The sequence below is a fragment of the Salinibacterium sp. NK8237 genome, assembly GCF_015864955.1.
Classification (GTDB): domain Bacteria; phylum Actinomycetota; class Actinomycetes; order Actinomycetales; family Microbacteriaceae; genus Rhodoglobus.
The window spans coordinates 14,307-31,880 of sequence record NZ_JADYWE010000002.1; the positions used below are offsets into that span (position 1 = coordinate 14,307).

16 protein-coding genes are annotated in these 17,574 nt (G+C 61.4%); 2 read left to right on the forward strand and 14 right to left on the reverse strand.

Annotation, left to right across the window (positions count from 1 at the left end; translation table 11 throughout):
- Window positions 1–45: 45 nt before the first annotated feature.
- The 6 genes from I6E56_RS10385 to I6E56_RS10405 all read right to left on the reverse strand — a co-directional run bounded on the left by I6E56_RS10385 (window position 46) and on the right by I6E56_RS10405 (window position 5,962).
- Window positions 46–504 (reverse strand): FMN-binding protein, encoded by a 459-nt coding sequence (locus I6E56_RS10385; protein ID WP_307842829.1) that lies wholly within the window; start codon window positions 502–504, stop codon window positions 46–48.
- Complete coding sequence (locus I6E56_RS10390) at window positions 501–1,928, reverse strand: ferredoxin reductase family protein (RefSeq protein WP_197138327.1); 1,428 nt, start codon at window positions 1,926–1,928, stop codon at window positions 501–503. The genes I6E56_RS10385 and I6E56_RS10390 overlap by 4 nt, the downstream gene beginning before the upstream one ends.
- A 65-nt stretch (window positions 1,929–1,993) precedes the next feature.
- Window positions 1,994–3,343, reverse strand: coding sequence for a cell wall metabolism sensor histidine kinase WalK (locus tag I6E56_RS10395; RefSeq protein WP_197138329.1), 1,350 nt, complete (start codon window positions 3,341–3,343; stop codon window positions 1,994–1,996).
- Window positions 3,343–4,020, reverse strand: a complete 678-nt coding sequence (locus I6E56_RS10400) for a response regulator transcription factor (RefSeq protein WP_197138331.1) — start codon at window positions 4,018–4,020, stop codon at window positions 3,343–3,345. The genes I6E56_RS10395 and I6E56_RS10400 overlap by 1 nt, the downstream gene beginning before the upstream one ends.
- Before the next feature lie 121 nt (window positions 4,021–4,141).
- Window positions 4,142–4,270: a putative transporter small subunit gene (locus tag I6E56_RS15060; RefSeq protein ID WP_231606594.1), complete on the reverse strand. Its 129-nt coding sequence runs from the start codon at window positions 4,268–4,270 to the stop codon at window positions 4,142–4,144.
- Window positions 4,271–4,279: 9 nt separating this feature from the next.
- On the reverse strand, window positions 4,280–5,962 hold the full coding sequence (locus I6E56_RS10405) for a sodium:solute symporter family protein (protein WP_197138333.1): 1,683 nt from the start codon (window positions 5,960–5,962) through the stop codon (window positions 4,280–4,282).
- Between the two features lie 426 nt (window positions 5,963–6,388).
- On the opposite strand from I6E56_RS10405, the gene I6E56_RS10410 reads away from it, so the two are divergent.
- Together I6E56_RS10410 and I6E56_RS10415 are read left to right on the forward strand one after the other, a co-directional pair.
- Entirely contained in the window at window positions 6,389–7,861 is a 1,473-nt protein-coding gene (locus tag I6E56_RS10410) for an aminopeptidase P family protein (protein WP_197138335.1), read from the forward strand.
- Between the two features lie 46 nt (window positions 7,862–7,907).
- A complete protein-coding gene (locus tag I6E56_RS10415; RefSeq protein ID WP_197138337.1) occupies window positions 7,908–9,374 on the forward strand; it encodes a flotillin family protein in 1,467 nt (488 codons plus the stop codon).
- A gap of 70 nt (window positions 9,375–9,444) precedes the next feature.
- Here the strand turns inward: I6E56_RS10415 and I6E56_RS10420 are convergent, their stop codons facing one another.
- The 8 genes from I6E56_RS10420 to I6E56_RS10455 all read right to left on the reverse strand — a co-directional run bounded on the left by I6E56_RS10420 (window position 9,445) and on the right by I6E56_RS10455 (window position 17,496).
- Window positions 9,445–9,588, reverse strand: a complete 144-nt coding sequence (locus I6E56_RS10420; protein ID WP_197108430.1) for a MetS family NSS transporter small subunit — start codon at window positions 9,586–9,588, stop codon at window positions 9,445–9,447.
- Window positions 9,585–11,168 carry a sodium-dependent transporter gene (locus I6E56_RS10425; protein ID WP_197138339.1) on the reverse strand — a complete coding sequence of 528 codons (1,584 nt, stop codon included), beginning with the start codon at window positions 11,166–11,168 and terminating at the stop codon, window positions 9,585–9,587. The genes I6E56_RS10420 and I6E56_RS10425 overlap by 4 nt, the downstream gene beginning before the upstream one ends.
- Before the next feature lie 166 nt (window positions 11,169–11,334).
- Window positions 11,335–12,405, reverse strand: a complete 1,071-nt coding sequence (locus I6E56_RS10430; RefSeq protein WP_197138341.1) for a C45 family peptidase — start codon at window positions 12,403–12,405, stop codon at window positions 11,335–11,337.
- Window positions 12,402–13,229: an ABC transporter ATP-binding protein gene (locus I6E56_RS10435; protein ID WP_197138343.1), complete on the reverse strand. Its 828-nt coding sequence runs from the start codon at window positions 13,227–13,229 to the stop codon at window positions 12,402–12,404. The genes I6E56_RS10430 and I6E56_RS10435 overlap by 4 nt, the downstream gene beginning before the upstream one ends.
- A complete protein-coding gene (locus I6E56_RS10440; protein WP_197138345.1) occupies window positions 13,226–14,023 on the reverse strand; it encodes an ABC transporter ATP-binding protein in 798 nt (265 codons plus the stop codon). The genes I6E56_RS10435 and I6E56_RS10440 overlap by 4 nt, the downstream gene beginning before the upstream one ends.
- Complete coding sequence (locus I6E56_RS10445; RefSeq protein ID WP_197138347.1) at window positions 14,023–14,850, reverse strand: ABC transporter permease; 828 nt, start codon at window positions 14,848–14,850, stop codon at window positions 14,023–14,025. The genes I6E56_RS10440 and I6E56_RS10445 overlap by 1 nt, the downstream gene beginning before the upstream one ends.
- Window positions 14,847–15,788 (reverse strand): ABC transporter permease, encoded by a 942-nt coding sequence (locus tag I6E56_RS10450; RefSeq protein ID WP_197138349.1) that lies wholly within the window; start codon window positions 15,786–15,788, stop codon window positions 14,847–14,849. The genes I6E56_RS10445 and I6E56_RS10450 overlap by 4 nt, the downstream gene beginning before the upstream one ends.
- 73 nt (window positions 15,789–15,861) lie before the next feature.
- Window positions 15,862–17,496: an ABC transporter substrate-binding protein gene (locus I6E56_RS10455; RefSeq protein ID WP_197138351.1), complete on the reverse strand. Its 1,635-nt coding sequence runs from the start codon at window positions 17,494–17,496 to the stop codon at window positions 15,862–15,864.
- Window positions 17,497–17,574 lie beyond the last annotated feature (78 nt).

Below are 17,574 nucleotides of genomic sequence, written 5' to 3' on the forward strand. Positions count from 1 at the left end.
GGGTGGGGGAATTTCGGCCGCTGAGTACGATCGTCGCGAGCCGCCTCAGGAAGCAGCTTGGTCGAGTGCCGATTGCACCGACTCAAGGTAGGCCTGACTCGTGTAGGTCGCACCGCTCACGTGGGAGACCTGAGCAGACTGCGACTCGATAACTTCTGCACGCAGAATCGGTGCCGTTTTGTTGCTGGTCTGGTCAGAGCGACTGTATTTGTCGGCCAGGGTGAGAGCCGCAACCTCGGTGATGATGCCGGCTGAGACTGTCACGGCGACTTGAACGTCGCCGAAACGAGTGTTGATGCGTGATCCGGTATATGTCCCGTCAACGAGATCTAACACGGCCTCTTCTGGCGTGATCACCACGCTCGGAGTGATAGCTGGTGTTGGATCGATTGGAGCCGTCAACGACGTGCCGTCGCTCGTGACAACTCTCATGCCTGCTTGGTGACTGACGATCAGCACGCTTCCTGCCGCCAGGATGCCCGCCAGCATTGTTCGGGTTCTCACCAGTCGAACCTTTCCGAGTGAATCTGATGAGAGCGCAGTCCGGCGGCTCGCACTTCTGCTTCAACGAGATCGAGCCACGGGGTCGGCCCGCAGAGGTACACATCGGAGTCGGCCAGGTCAGGGAAGATGGTGGCGAGGGTAACGCCACGATCGACATCGGCGGCAGAGATCCAGCTCGAGGTGGTGCGAGACCGATTTCCGATCATGGTGTAAAAAGCGGCACCTTTTGCGGCGGCGATCGCCCGAACCTCATCCCAGTGGTAGGCCTCGTCTGGGGTGCTGGCGCGCAAGAGTACAGTCGCATCGCCGGGGTCAAAGCTGGCTTGCTCGAGAAGGGCACGCACCGGTGTCACACCGATCCCGGCGGCAATGATCGCCACTTTCGGGCTGGTGCGTGCGACATTCGAGAACAGCCCGTAGGGACCTTCGAAGCTCACGCGGGTGCCGACCGGCAAAGTTCCTAGTTGAGTGCTGCCTTCGCCGAGGGCTCGAACGGTAATGCGCGCTGACCTGTTCGTCGGCATCGCGGAGAGTGAAAAAGGGTGCGAGTGCCACCACGTGCGTCTCGTCCAGAAACGCCAAATGAAGAACTGGCCACCGGATGCGTCAAGTTCGCGCAGTGCATGACCGCTGAACTGAATTGCGGTTACCCCGGGAGCGATCACGTTGACCGCCGAAATGCGAAGGCGGTGACGAACGCTCGACACGATCGGCTCGACAAAACGAAACATCACGATGCCCCCGATTGCCGCAACGTAGAGGGCGATCCAGTAGATACGCTGAAACGTTCCTTCAGCGAGCACCCCTCCAACGCTGAGCTGGTGTGGAAGCGCAAACACCACAGACGCGTAACTGAGCAAGTGAATGAGATGCCAGCCCTCATAGCTGAAACGGCGCCGCACGGCGACGAGCGACGACACCACGACAGCAATCATGAGCCCGAGGGCAATGAAGGCGAGCGGCATATCGGGGAGGGCAAGCATCGGGCCGATCTCGGCAATCGGGTTAACTCCTGTGCACATGCCATAACCGATGATCAAGAGGACGGCATGGCCGAGCAGCAGATAGAGCGCAGGTTTGCCGAGTGAACGGTGCGTGGCGATAGCGCGGTCGTGGCCGATGGTCGCGTCGATGAAGGGGATGCGGGAGGCGAGCACCAACATCACGAGAATGAAGTCAGTGCCAATCAGGCCCGCAACGATACCCATGCTCGTGATGGTTTCGCCGACAGTGAATTGGCTTGCGGTTTGCGAGGCTAGGTAGAGGGCGGCAGCGGCAGGCCCGGAGGCCCAGAATGCGATAACAAGGATGTCGGAACGACGGTTGCGGCGGGCATACTTGCGTCGGTATTTGGCGGCGGAATTGCGCGGTTTTGAGGCAGCGCGACGGGAAGTGGCCTGGGTATTGGCCTGGGTAGCGGGCATCCTCCCACTCTGTTCCTGCAAACTAAGGGAACGCTAAGAAATGGGCCGCTCTAACATGAGTGAACTCACATGTTTGGCAGAGTGACGATCACGCGTAATCCCGTGTCCGTATTCTCCAACGTCGCCGTGCCGCTGGCAGCCACAGCGATCGCGTGCACCAGAGCGAGTCCGAGACCGCTCCCTCCCGTTGTCGCAGTGCGGGAATTGTCGGGACGAGAGAAGCGATTGAAGGCGATCGGGATGAACTCCTCAGACATGCCGGGGCCGGTGTCGTGCACCTCCAACCGCAGTAGGGTCGCATCCTGATGCAGCGTGGCAACGACCTCACCCTTCGCGGCGATCGCGGCCACCGCATTCGACAACAGATTGTCGACGAGTCGACCAAAAGTGTGAACGCCCACGGCATAGCGTGCGCTCTCATCAGCCACATCGACCGTGAACTCCACCCGCGCCGACTTGGCCATGCCCACGAGCCGCGCCCGGTCGATGCTGCCCATGAACTCATCGAGGAGGCCGTTGGCTGCGGTCTGCATCGTGCCGGAGTCTGTATCTAGTCGATTGAGTTCCAACAGATTCGACGCCAACGAGGTCAGGCGATTGACGGATGCCTTGGCCAATGACACGTGGGCGGCGAGGGCAGCCGCATCCCCCAGGTCAGAGTGTGCGAGCTCGAGCTGTGTTTTGAGTGCCGCCAGAGGGGTGCGCAACTCATGGGCCGCATCCGACACCATCTGTTTTTCGCGTTCGGTAGAGGCGCGGCTGCCGGCAAGGAAGGTATTGAGGGTTTCAGCGAGGGCCGAGAGCTCGTCTCGAGCAGGGCCAACCGGAAGGGTAGCTTCGGAGTCGGCGCTGAGTTCTTCGGCCTTGCGACGCATCGCGTTCACCGGCTGAAGGGCGACAGTCGCAAGGATCCACGAGGCGAGAGCGAAGCCGACTAGCAGAACGATGGCGGCGATCACGAGAATTTCGCTGAGGCGTCGCAGGGCTAGTTCACTGGCGGCAGTGGAGCGTGCTGCCCAGACCACCCAGTCCCCGGAGGTGGTCGGAACAACAGCACCGGAGATGACGAAGGCGTGTTTCTCATCGTCACGAAAATCGAAGGTTCCGGTGACCTGTTCGTGGCTATCGATGACTTCTCTCACCGTGAACGGCACCGAGTTGACCTGCACCGCCCCGGAGGGATCACACACGTACACGAGAACGCCGGTGCCGGGACTCTCAATCGTGCCGTCGGGGTTTTCAGTGATGGCGGCGATAAGCGGGACTAGGTCGCTCGAGGCAAGGCTGTAATCGGCCTCAATCAGCATCTGATCGACTGAGGCACGGACAACCAGCAGGGCGATCGTCAACAGGACCGCCACCGCGGCAACGCTGCCCAACGTGATGCGGGCACGGATAGAGAGGGCCGAAAACATCACGCCTTTACTGACAGCGCGTAGCCAACACCGCGCACGGTACGGATGGCGAGCGCCGATTGAGTGGGCTGCAGCTTGCGGCGCAGATAGCTCACGTACTGATCCACCACGTTGGCATCAATGTGCGCGGTAGTGCCCCACACTTCTTCCAAGATCACCGAACGGGTGAGCGCTTCGCCTTCGTGCGAGGCGAGCATCCAGAGCAACGCAAACTCTTTTGAACTCATGGGCAGGGGAGTGCCGCTCACGGTCGCACGCACGGTAGCGGCATCGAGCGTGAGGTTGCCGATGATGAGGGTCGCTCTGCTGATCGCCAGATCTCGACGAACGAGAGCGCGGATGCGGGCCGAGAATTCGACGAAAGCGAACGGTTTCGTGAGGTAATCATCCGCCCCCGAATCGAGGCCGACCACGCGGTCTTCGACAGCATCCCTGGCGGTCAGTAGGAGCACGGGAAGCAAGTTGCCTTGCTCGCGCAGGTGACGGCAGATTTCAAATCCGGTCATTTCGGGCAACATGACGTCGATCGCGGCGGCCGAGTAGGTGTCGTGGGCGGTGGCGATCAGGGCATCGATACCGTTGGTGACGAGCGTGACCTCGTGGCCGTCATTCTCCAAGCCATGCTGAACGAGGGCGCCCATGGCGGCGTCGTCCTCCACAACAAGGATCTTGGTCATGGCGGTCAGACTACGCGAGCTGGCTCGCGGGCAACGGCAGAGAGCGCGCGCCTGTGGACAAGCGCACTCTCACTGCCGTTACGACCCGCTGTCGCTGCGATTGGAGGCAGCGGAATCTGATCTAAATGATGCTGCGGCCTTCCGCCCGAGCTTCGCGCCAGTCCTTGAGGAAGCCGCGAACGAGAACGAAGAGTACTCCGGCGACGATAACGGGCCAGATGAGAATGTAGATGGTGATGATGATTTCCATTGTGGTCTCCTAGCGCGCGGCCGGTGCCGAGTCAGTGTCGATAGTTGCGGTGGGCTCCGGTGTTGCTTCGGGGTCGAAGTCGCCGGTGCGATCCTTGATGACGTCGAAATCGAAGTCCTGTGAACTGCGGAACGACATGAAGTAGCAGATGATCGTGCTCACGGAGTAGGCGACGAGCGATCCACTGAGCACCGCATAGTCGTGCAGGAATCCGATGGCGAAGGGGGCGGAGGCGATCACAGCGATCGTTCCGACGATCATCCCCACCTTCTTGCCGAAGAATCCGAACGCCATGATGCCGAGCACTACGCCGATGCCGATAACGGAGAGCACGTCGATGACGATGCCGTAGGCACCGCTGAGTTCGATCCATTCGAAGCGCACCACGATGAACACGATGAGCGCAACGAGAACCGACACCGAGAATGCTGCGTTGGTGACTTTTTTCCAGTAGAAGCTGGCGATGACAGGGAAAACGAGTGCGCCCCAGAGCGCACCCACAAAGACCAAGAGGTCGAGGATATTCAGCGCCCCGCTCGCAAAGTACAACCCTGCTCCGGTCGCCAGCACCATCGAGATGCGGCCAACGAGCAGCATCGTCTTGGGCTTAGCCTTACCCCTCTTGGCGATGTTCTGGCCGTACACGTCAGCCATCATGATTGACGACAGAGCCGAAAGGTCGGAGTCAGCCGTTGAGGCCAGTGATCCGATGATCATGATGAACAGCACACCGAGAAGTACCGGTCCGAGGAAGGTGCTCGCCAGCTGCGGGATGAGGTTGTTGGTGTCTCCATCGATTGGTTCGATGCCGAGGTAGAGGGCCATCACGCCGAGCATGCCGATACCGATGATGGTCGCGCCATAACCGATGGTTGCGGTGATGAAAGTTGGCTTGATCAGGTCTTCTCGCACAGCGAAGAGTCGCTGCGCGATTGTCTGGTTGCCGATCGCATAGGCGAGCACGGCGGCAATGTACGGCGCACCCTGGTTGAGGAAGGCATCCGACGAGAAGAAGTTTGACTGCTGCGGCGTGAGGTTTGATGCCCCAGCGACAAGCATGTCGGTGCCGCCAGCGCCGTAGAACACAGCGGGCACGATAATGATGACCGCGCCGAGCATCGCGACGACCTGCGCAAAGTCAGTGAGAACGGATGCCCGAAATCCTGACCAGAGTGTGTACAGCAGCACTCCGGCAGCGACGAACAGGATGCCCTGATTGAAGCTGAATGGCGACAGCATCGAGATGAGCGCGCCACCGGCAATGAAGTTCGAGGTGAGGCTGATGACGCTGCCGAGCACGTTCGAGCCGGCAAGCATGAGCTGGCTTGAACGCCCATGCCGCGCCCGCATTACTTCGGCGAGGGTGTGAGCTCGAGGGGCTACTGCGCGAATACGTTTACCGAAGGGGTAAATGAAGAGGATCATGAGGGCGCCCCAGAGCCCGTAGTGAATAGGCCCGGAAATGCCGTAGGTGTAGCCGGAGGTCGCGGAGGCGTACATCGATGATGCCCAGATCCAGGTGGCTGTCATGGATGCCGCGGAGATTCCGAACCCGATCTTGTGGCCGGCGTTCATGTAGCCGTCTGCGTTTTCTTTCTTCTTGCCAATCATGATCGACATGATCATGGTGCCGCCGAAGAAGACGACGAGGAGCACGACTACTAGTGGCGCCCCCAACTGTTGCAATTCCATCTAGTTCCTCTCAATGGTCGGGACGGCCTCGACAGCAGGGATCGTCCCGAGTTTCTTGGCGCGCCAACCGTGAGGAATTTCCGTAGGTCCGTGAGTATTAGCCGAATGCCGGGTGTTTCTCAGGCGCTGCTGAGGCCTTACGCCTCCGCCGTAGGTCAGCCAGCTCGGCGCTCAGCTTCAATCCGCGACGTTCCTCCGAGGAACCTCAAGCGTGAAAGGGGAGTGCCGAGGAACAACGACCTCGAGCTCACCGACCCTACCAAAGTCCCCGTCAATTTTGAGCATCGAGGGGTTGTGTCGATCGCCGTGAAGGGCGATGCACGGTTCAGCCGAGTGGCAATGTGAGGTTCTTGAGCGCTGATACCGTGGCGTTGCCGCCAGTTCTCCCCCGTCTGGTGCCCCCCCCCACTTAGCGAAAGGGAAACCATGACTGTGGAATCCATTCCCACTCCCGACGCCCACCAGCACGCCGCTCCCGCAACGTCAGTGCCGCATCCCGACCGCGGCGACCCGCGACTGCCGCACCTGCGCAACGCCACCGGCTTCGTCGACTACATGAAAACCGGCTGGGCGACCCCCGACCGCACCCCAGACACCGTGCCCGGCATCGCAGCGGCAACGGCTGCGCACCGAGCCCGACTGAGCCCGGCGTTCGCGGGGCGCACGATCGTCGTCGCCGGCGGTGTTGCCCCGGTGCGCGTGAACGACAACTACTACGGGTTTCGTCCAGACAGCAATTTCTTCTGGTTGAGCGGATGCTCGGCCGAAGACGCCGTGCTCGTGATGAGCCCCGCCGCGGGTAGCCACGATGCAACACTGTTTATTCCGGCACCGGCATATCCCGGAGAAGCGGACTTCTTTGCGAATGCTGCCCAGGGTGAACTCTGGGTCGGTTCCGCACCAGGCATGCCCGAGTGGACCGCCGCGCTGCAGATCGAGACGCGTCCACTCTCGGAGCTCGATGCAGCTTTGGCGCGTGCGAGCGATATCGCGCTGACCGGGTCGTTGCAGGGAGCCCACCGGCTGTTGCGCGACATCCCGGTCTCGCAAGACCTTGGTCGAGTGCTCTCGGAGATCCGCATGATCAAAGACGAGTGGGAAATCGCCGAACTGCGCGGAGCCGTGAATCACACGATCGAAGGTTTCAAAGCGGTCGCCCGTGAGATTCCGCACGCCATCGAGTTCGGCGGCGAACGCTGGTTGCAGGGCACCTTCGACCGCTACGCGCGCACCGTCGGCAATGGCACCGGCTACACCACGATCGTCGGCAGCGGAAAGAACGCACCCGTGCTGCACTGGGTGCGCTGCGACGGCCCTGTGAATCCCGACGCCGCCGTGCTGCTCGACATGGGAGTGGAAGCCCGCTCCTTATATACGGCGGATGTCACGCGCACGCTTCCGGCATCCGGAACGTTCTCGGCGGCTCAGCGTCAAGCGCACGACCTCGTAGAGAAGGCACACCGTGCGGGACTTGCGGCGGTTGGTCCCGGCAAGATCTTTAGCGACTTTCATCTCGCTGCGCTCGAAGTGATTGCGACCGGTCTGCACGACTGGGGAATGCTTCCTGTCTCGGTCGATGAGGCACTGAGCCCGCAAGGCCAGCACCACCGTCGGTACATTGTGTGCGGCATCGGTCATCATCTCGGGCTTGACGTGCACGACTGCGCTCAGTCGAGTTACTCCGCCTACCAGAGCGGCGAACTCGTGCCCGGAATGGTCATGGCGGTCGAGCCTGGACTGTACTTTCACGAGTGGGATAACACCGTGCCACCCGAGCTGCGCGGACTCGGCGTGCGCATCGAAGACAACGTGATGGTCACCCCAACCGGCCACGAAGTTCTCTCCGATGCGCTGCCAATTACAGCGGATGGCATCGAAGGGTGGATGCGCGCGCTGTAACCAAGGACAATGGGTGCAGATCGCTCATTTTTTGAAAGGTGCATACATGGAATTCTTCGCCACTGGCGGACTCGTCCTCCTCATCGGAATCGGGGTGGTCGTTCTTGTTGTACTTTTCCTGGTCATGTTGCTGATCGCTCGCGCCTGGTTCAAGGTCGCTCGCGCCGACGAGGCTCTCGTCGTTTCGGGACGTTCGCAAAAGGACGGCGCGGGCAATGATTCTGCCGTCACGGTCATCGTTAATGGCAAGGCGCTGGTCAACCCGATCACGCAACGCCACGAGACGATTTCGCTTCGTTCGCGCCAGGTGTCAATGACTGCAGAGGCGCAGTCAGCTGACAACGTGACGCTTCAGGTCGAAGCGGTTGCGATCGTGAAGATCGGTTCTGACCCTGCCCTGGTCCGTCGTGCTGCCGAGCGTTTCGCTTCGCAGGATGCCGCCATCGAGCAGTTCACGACTGAGCAGCTTGAGGGTGCCCTTCGTGGTGTTGTCGCAACCCTCTCGGTTGTTGAGCTCATGCGTGAGCGCAAGAAGTTCTCTGACCAGATCGCGACGGATGTCTCCACCGAACTGTCGGAGCAGGGACTGATTCTCGACTCCTTCCAGATCAAGGGCATCGGCGACAAGGTTGGTTACATCCAGTCGCTCGGAACGCCGCAGATTGAGTCGAAGCGTCGCGAAGCTGAACTCGCCACGGCCGACGCGAACCGCGAGATCTCGAAGCGCAACATCACTGTTGCCGAGGCGAACCTGATCGAGCAGACCGCGCTCGACAAGAACACCGCAGACTCCAAGGCTGAGGTCGGTAAGGCCAATGCTGAGGCCGAGCAGGCTGAAGCGCTCGCTCGCGCCACGGCCGAGCAGGGCGTTCTGCAGCAGCGTGCCGAGAACCGTCAGGCCGAGCTCGACGCCGACGTGAAGCGCGTCGCTGACGCCAACCTGTACAAGGCTCAGAAGGATGCCGACTCCGACGCCTACCGTCTGGTCAAGGGCGCCGAAGCTCAGGCCCAGATTGCAGCAGTTGAAGCAGAAGCAGTGCGCGTTCGCGCCGCCGCCGACGCGGATGCCGTTCGCCTTTCCGGTGAAGCACGCGCAGCAAGCATCGAGGCAGAAGCTGCGGCTCTCGCCAAGCACCAAGATGCACTCCTCGCCCAGCGTGCCCTCGAATCACTGCCACTCGTCATGGAGCAGTGGGCAAAGGGTTATGGCCAGATCGGTTCCGTCACCGTTATCGGTGGCAGCGGATCGAGCGCAGCAGACACCATCGGCAACGAAAGCTCAATCGCTTTGCGTAGCTCCTTCGAATCGATCAAGGCTGCAACGGGTCTCGACCTCGCCTCGATCATCCAGGGCCGCGCCGTTGGTCAGGCTGTTGGTGAGGGTGCTCGTGGCAGCGCTAAGAGCAGCTCAAGCATCAACTCGGTTGATGACTCGCTCGCAGCAAAGCTTGCCGAAGTAGCACTCAGCGAGACTTCCGCCGGCGCTACCGAGGGCAACGACAGCTCGGAATAATTGCATAACGGCGAAGGGCGGGCATCCAGATCATCGGATGCCCGCCCTTTCGCATGTAACGCAGCGAAAGCTAGTCGTCGTCGCTCACGAGTTCTGAGCCTTCGGGATACACGTCGAGCTGGGGTTTGCGCGCGAGGAAGATGATGCTCGCGATAAGGCCGCCCCACACGAGCACGGCGGCGACGATGAAGAACGTGATGGCGATGCCGCTCATTTGCTGAGCTCCTTCAATGCTTGGGCGCTGGGCCACGGGGTGAAGTCATCCGGATCGTGCTTCCAGCGCAGGGAGGTCATGGTGATGGCGCCGATCAGGATCACCGCGATGGTGCCCCAACCCGCAACCGCTAGGTACCAGAGCGGGTAGCCCTCGTATCCTTCCGTGACGAGCACGATGATGCGCTGGATGAGCATGTAGAGCAGAACGGCCGGCGCGAGAACCCCGACTAGCAGTTGCCACAGGCGCCCCACCTTGAAGGTCGAGACGGCGTTGAGGTGTGCTGCGAGCTCGGGGCCCTTACGGAACACCCAGATCACGAGGATCGTCGAGGCGATCGCGGCGACGACGATACCGATGTTGTTCGCCCACTGGTCAACGGTGTCGAGCGTGATGAGCCCGGTGGTCGTTGAGAAGAGCAGCACCGAAACAACGGCCAGGGCGGCCCCGACGCGCACTGATGCTTGGCGGGCGGTGATCCCGAACTTGTCTTGGAATGCGGATGACACGACCTGAAGCACTGACAACAGCGAGGTGAATCCGGCCATGACGAGCGAACCGAAGAACAGTGCGCCGAAGAGGGGACCACCGGGCATTTGCGACACGATCGCCGGGAAGGTAACAAACGAGAGCCCAACTCCGGTGATGCCTTCGAGTTCGTCGATAGCGACGCCCTGCTGGAACGCGAAGAATCCGAGGGTGGCGAAGACTCCGATGCCGGCAATGATCTCGAAGGAGGAGTTGGCGAAAGCTACGACCAGTGCCGGCGCCGTGACGTTGGCTTTGCGGTTGCGGTACGACGAATACGTGATCATGATGCCGAACGCGATCGACAGCGAGAAGAAAATTTGGCTGTACGCCGCAATCCACACGCTCGGGTCGCTCAGGGCTGAGAAATCGGGGGTGAAGAGAGCATCCAACCCGGTCATTGCGCCGTCGAGGAAGAGGGCGCGAACGACCAAGATCAGAAAAGCGACAACGAGAAGCGGCAAGAAGATCACGTTCGCGCGTTGCACGCCCTTGGCAATACCCGAGCCGAGCACGGCAAGAACCGCAATCCACACGAGCACCAGTGGGATAAGAACCGCGGGGACAAACTGCGCACTAAAGCCGGGGGCCGAGGTCTGGAGGAACTCGTTCTGGAAGAACCCGGCAGTGTCGTCACCCCAGCGAAGGTCGAAGCTAAACGTGAAGTAGCTGGCTGCCCACGCAACAACGGCGGCGTAGTAGACGGCGATGATGATGCAAATCCAGACCTGGAACCAGCCAAGCGACTCGAGCCACTTGCCGGCCTTGCCGCCGAGACGACGGAATGCGGTCGGCGATGATCCACGAAAGCGGTGCCCGATCGCATAGTCAAGAAAGAGGATGGGGATGCCGGCCGTGACCAATGCGATCAGGTACGGAATCAGGAATGCCCCGCCACCATTCTCGTAGGCGACACCGGGGAAGCGCCAAATGTTGCCGAGACCCACGGCGGAGCCGATGGCCGACAGGATGAAACCCCACTGGCCCGACCACTGCTCACGTGGTCGCGAGGCGACGGATCCGTGTTCGCCCGATTGTTGCTGCACCGACACAGTTGCTCCTCTGCGTAATGGCCACCCGAATGGCCGTCGCTGGGGCCACCCCGAAATTGCGGCCCGCTACCCCCGAAGGGGTGTTCTCACGTTAACACTCGGGGGTGCTGCGTTGCGACATGTGACGGTGCGAAGCGGTCAGCGGTCAGCGGTCAGCGTGCGGCGATCAGCGTGTAGCGACCAATCGGATGGTTGTTTCGGCAGTGGCGTCTTTGGGCGAACCGGGGGAGACAGTGATTGCTCGTGCCGCGGCATCCAACGTAATGGTGGCTAATGTTGCCCAGCGGTCGCCGAACACTGCGCCGATTGCGGGAACGCAGCAGAGTTGGGCGGCGTCACCCGGTTCGGAGAAGAGGTAGGGGATGAGGGCGCTCGCCGCGGTGGGCAGCGGTGCGGCGGCGGCTCGTTCGGTAAGAACGTCGTAGCGTGCTTGGGTGTCTGGATCGTAGAGCCCCAGTTTTTCGCCCTTGCTCAGTTCGGGGTCAACAAAGTGGTTGGTGTGGATGAGCACGCCATCGGTTGGCTCAAGCACGGCGGCGCCGTCGGGGTTCAGCTCGACTGTGACGGAACCTTCGGGGCTCACGACGGTGATGGCGCTGGACGTGCTCACGGGTGCAGTGCGCAGAATTTCGACCGCTTCGGCCAGGGTCGACGCTTCGGCGAGAACGCGGGCGGCAACAAGGTGCACGGGCACGCCGTCTGGCCGGTCTGCTTGGTGGCCGAGGATGTTGAGCATGATGCCCACTCCGGCGTCATTGATTCCGATTTTGCCGAGGATGCCGTGCTCCGTCAGGCCGACAAAGGTGCGGGGAGTGCCGCTGACTTCGTGCAGGTGCCAGCAGTCGGCGAGGTCGTCGTGCCAGTCCCACGTTTGGGCTCCGACCGGGCTCTCGCGGGCGTTGACGATGGTGGAGCATTCGCCCGGTTTGGTGCCGATCGCTTGAGAGAGAATCTCGGTGCGAGCGTTCACGGCGGCGATCTTCCAGAGCGGCAGGTCGCTTCCTTCGGCTACCCCGCGCATTTCGGCGGCGAGGTCGGCGCTCCAGCGTTCGGTGACGAGCACGGCGTTGTCGGCATACTTCTGTACATCGCCGAGGCTGATTCCGGATGTCTCGAAGAGGTCGAGATAGATGGCAACGCCGCGTTTCAGAGTCTCAGCAATCGCGACGCCGCGGCTCAGACCGCGGTGGAAGGCATCCGCTGAATTGATCTGAATAAAGGGAGGGGTGGTGCTCATGATGCGATCTCTTCCCGAAGCTTGCGGATCATTCCTCGCTCGGGCTTCCAGCCGGGGCGGGGCGCGCAGGCGAGGAGAAGTTGAGTGTACGGATGCTGCGGGTTGGTGAGTACTTCGGCGGTCGTTCCCCGCTCCACGATGCGGCCCTGGCGCATCACCACAACCTGGTCGGCGATCATCTGCACAACAGAGAGGTCGTGCGTGATGAAGAGGTAGGTGAGGCCGTATGTGGCGCGGAGACTCGCAAGAAGCTCGAGAATCTGGGCTTGGACAGTGACGTCGAGTGCCGCGACAGATTCGTCGAGCACGATGACGGCAGGGTCCGCTGCCAAGGCGCGGGCGATCGCAACCCGCTGTTTCTGGCCGCCCGAAAGCTCGCTCGGCAGAGCGTCAAGGTAACGCGTTTCTAAGCCGACGAGCGTGAAGAGCTCGCTGCAGCGCGCCTCTCGTTCGGCACGGCTGAGACGCGAATGGGCTCTCAACACTTCGTCGACCGCAACCCGAACGGGGAGCCGACGGTTGAGAGAGCTTTGCGGGTCTTGAAATACCATTTGGATGTCACGCGCCCGACGACGCAGTTCGCGTCGGTTGGCGTGCGCGGCGACGGGCTTGCCGCTGACAGTAACGCTGCCCGAGTCTGGCGTTTCGAGGCCGACGATAATGCGCGCGAGAGTCGTCTTTCCCGAGCCGGATTCTCCGACGACGGCTAGGCACGAACCTTTATCGACGCTGAGTGTGACCTCGTCGAGCGCCTTTACTTTCTGTTTCGCTCCGGTGTGGAAGGTCTTGTTCAGTGCTTCGACGGTGATAGCTGGGGTAGTCATGAGGTCGGTCCGCCTTCCGGGGTCCAGGTGAGTCCGGCGGGGCGCGATTCCATGAGGGCTCGGGTGTACGGATGCTTCGGGTTGTCGCGAAGCTGTTCGGGAAGGCCGATTTCCACGATTTCTCCCTCTTTCATCACGGCGATCCTGTCGCAGACTGCTGCGGCAAGGTCGAGGTCGTGCGTAACGAACAGCATCGCCATGCCGAGTTCGTGGCGGCACTCATCGAGGATGGCCATCACTTCTGCTTGGGTGGTGACATCCAAAGCGGTGGTTGGTTCATCGGCGAGCATCAAGCGCGGCTTGCCCGCGATTGCGCCGGCGATGACAACGCGTTGAAGCATTCCGCCGGAGAGTTGGTGCGGGTAGGAACGCAGCACGCGGTCAACGGCATCGATACCGACCTGTTCGAGCAGTTCGCCAGCGCGAAGCTTGGCGGTTTTCGTGGGTTGCCCTTGAGCGTCATGCATTCCCTCAATGAGGTAGCGCTCGACAGGAAGCACGGGGTTGAGCACGGCGTGCGGGTTCTGGGCGATCATCGAGACATCGTTGGCCCGCATCTGGCGGAGAGCTTCTCCGGTGAGACCGCGAACGTCGACACCATCGAAAGTGATCGTGCCGGTGACCTGCGATCCTTCCGGTTCAATGTGCAGGATTGATCGCAGGGTCATGGACTTGCCACTGCCTGATTCGCCAACAAGGCCGACTGCTTCGCCCGCAGCGACAGCGAGCGACACTTCGCGCAGAATCTGCAGATCGGGGCCAATTGTGAGCGAGAGGTTGTCAATGGTGAGCATCAGGCTTTCCTCCCTGCGGCGGCACGGCCACCGAGTCGTTCTCCGACGTAACCGAAGGCGGCCACGGTGATGACGATGCTGAGTCCCGCAAGAACACTTTCTGCGGGGTAGCCGTTCAAGAGTGACTGCTGCCCGCTCGACACCATGAGTCCCCAGTCGGCTGCCGGCGGTTGCACGCCGAGGCCAAGGAACGAGAGTGCCGCGAGCTCGATCATCGCGAACCCGAAGTTGATGGTGGCACCGGTCACGATGAGCGGGGCGACGTTCGGCAGCAGGTGCCGTGCCGTGATCACAATTCCGGGGATGCCCTGCAATTCAGGAGAGCGGATGTAGGGCAGGTTGCGTTCCCGCATCGCCATGCTGCGAACCACACGAGCGGAATACGGAATGTACGCCACCGAGAGAGCCAGTGCCGCGGTGGTGAGGCTGGGACCGAAGACCGCGATGGCGAGCATGGCGAGCAACAGGTTGGGGAAAGCGAAGAGAAGGTCGAGAACGCGGCTGAGGAACGAGTCGACGATGCCACCCCACCAGACGGCGGTGAGAGCAATCAGGGTTCCGAACACGGCCGTAATCGCTACGACGATGAGCGGCCCGGTGAGGCTTGATCGTGCTCCCCAGAGCAGGCGCGAGAAGATGTCGCGGCCGGCCTGGTCTGTTCCGAACAGGTGCTCGAAAGACATTCCCTGGTAGCGCTGGGTGACAGATCCGATGGTCGGGTCGTAAGGAGCGATCAGCGGAGCAAAGAGCGCGCCGAGAACGACAACGGCGATGATTCCACACGCAATAAGGCCTAGCGTGCCCATCCGTTCAGCGAATTGTTTCATCGGTTTGTCTCCACTTTCACTCGCGGGTCGATGGAGGCATAGAAGAGGTCAACGAGAAGGTTGATGATGCCGAACGCAGCGACCAGCACGATCGCGATGGCCTGCACGACGGCGAAGTCTTTTCGCTGCACGGCGTGAACCAGCAGCGTGCCGATTCCGTCGAGGGTGAAGGCGTACTCGACAACGAATGACCCGGCAATCAACCCGGCGATGTGAACACCGACGATGGTGCTCACGGGAAGCATCGAGTTGCGGATGACGTGGCGTCTCATGACGAGACGTTCGGCTACTCCGCGGGCCCGCGCCATCACCGAGTGCTCGGAGTCACGCTCTTCACGAATGGACGTGCGAGTGATGCGCGCCACGACGGCAGACGAGGGGAGTGCGAGTGCGAGCGCGGGCAAAGTGAGATGCCAGACGCGGTCGATGAAGCCGTCGCCCGACCCGAAGACTGGGAACCAGCCGAGGCCGACGCTGAAGATGCTCATGAGGATGAGAGCGGCGAAGAAGGTCGGAACGGCGAAGCCCAAGTTGGAGCCGAGGAGGATGATCTTGTCGACGACGCCACCGCGGGTTCCCGCCAGAATGCCGAAGCCGACGCCGAGCACGATGATGATGAGGGCGGCCATCGTGACCAGCAACAGTGTGGTGGGGAGGCGAGCGGCCAACAGGTCACCGACATCCTGCTGGTTGGCGAGCGATCGACCGAAGTCGCCGTGCAGCACGTTGGTGAGCCAGTTCCAGAATCGCACCAGGAACGGGTCATCGAGGGAGTACTGCGCTCGAATAGCTTCGAGCACCTCTGGGCTTACCGTTCGTCCTTGAACGAGAAAGTTTTCTGGGCTTCCCGGTGCCGCATACATGGCGGCGAACACGAGGAAGCTGGATGCGATGAGGACGCCGATGAGCGCCGCCAGTCGTCGAAGTATGAAGGTCACGGAACGAGCCTTTTCATTGGAGCCGAACCCCGGGGGCCGCGCGCGTTAGCCACGCGACCCCCGGGCGTGTGAACTATTCGCCCGAAGCGCCGAGGTCGGCAGCCCAGGGGTAGTACAGGTAAACGAAGGATGCGGGAGCACCCGTGACGCGGTCATTCATGAACAGTCGAACGGCAGGGTCGACGATCGGGATCCAGGTCAGATCCTCCATCACGAGCACTTGCGCTTCGTTTACGAGTTCAGCGCGCGCACTGTCATCGGCGGTTGCAGCGGCCTCGTCCAGCAACGCGTCGATGGAGGAGTTGCTGTAGTCGTTGTAGTTCTGCGATCCACCGGTTCCGGCGATTGCGCGGAGGAACGCGAGCGGGTCAGGAACGTCCATGTAGTTGTAGGTCACGAACGCGTCGTGGCCTTCGCGCGCTGCGGGGTCAGAGAAGAATGCACCGAACTGGGCGCTGGGCACACCTTCCGGCTCAACAGTCAGGCCAATGGCGCGGGCGCCGTTAGAGATCTCCGAGATGATGTCGGCGTAGTAGGTGCGCTCCGACGGGTACACGATCTTGATCGGCTCGGTGAGGTCGACCTCGGCGTCCTTCAGAACTTCCTTGGCACCTTCGATGTCGATTTCTGCCGAGGCGAGTTCGTCGCGACCTGCCGTGAATTCAGCGTCGCCGTATGACCAGCCGTTGTCGGGAACGAGAGACTGTGACGCGCTCGCCGTGCCTTCAAAGACCGTCGCGGCAATGGCATCCCGGTCGGTCGCCATCATGAGCGCCTGGCGAACGGCGGGGTCGGCGAAGATGCCGTTTCCGGTGCCGATGATGCCGACGATCTGCAACGAGTTGCCGAGGTAAAGGGATCCCTCGGTCGAGCTTTGCAGCGACTTGAGCGCACCGAGCGGCACGTCGTACGAACCATCGATCGCGCCCGTGTCGAGTGCGGTGGCGATAGCGGCTGCGTCAACGATGAAGTTGATGTCGACCTGAGCCGTCTGAGCCTGCTTGTCACTGTTCCAGTAGTTGTCGTTCTTGATCAGTGAGATCGACTGGCCCTGATCCCAGTCCCCAACGGAGAAGGGGCCGGTGCACATGACCTTGCCGGTCGGGTTGCCGAAGGTGTCGCCAGCTGCTTCGCGGAAGTCTTGCTCCACGATCGTGCCGACGGGGGTCACCATGTAGGAGTTGAAGGCGGCATCCGGCTTCGTGAGGGTAACGGTGACTTCCCAGTCCGCGGTCTTCTCAATGGAAGCGATGTTGCCGACGAGCCCGCCGGCCCAGTAGCTTCCTTCGTCGGCATCCTGATGACGGCCGAGGCTGTACACGACGTCATCGGCGGTCATTTCCTGGCCATCCCAGAATTCGACGCCCTCGCGAATTGTGTAGATGTAGGTGAGATCGTCGGGGGTTTCGACCTTTTCGGCCAACCCGGGTTCGATCGTGAAGTCGGGCTGCAACTGCATGAGTCCTTCACACAGGTTGGCCACAACGGTGTTCTCGGCGTAGTTGAACGACTTGATCGGGTCGAGCGATGCTGGCTCGCCGAAGGGAAGGTTCCACGTCACCAAATCGAGCTCGCCGGTGGCGGCAGGAGTGAGGGTGAGGAGGTCGTTGTTGTCAACGCTGGATGAGGTGTCGCTGCTGGTGCCTGCTGCGCACCCGGTCAGTGCGAGGGCAAGAATGCTGCCGATCGCTATTGCTTTTTTCTTCATTGAATTGCTCCTAGGTAGATCGAACCTGAACGCTAAGACGCTTGATGTGTGTGAAAACCTAGTTGACCAAAACGTTTT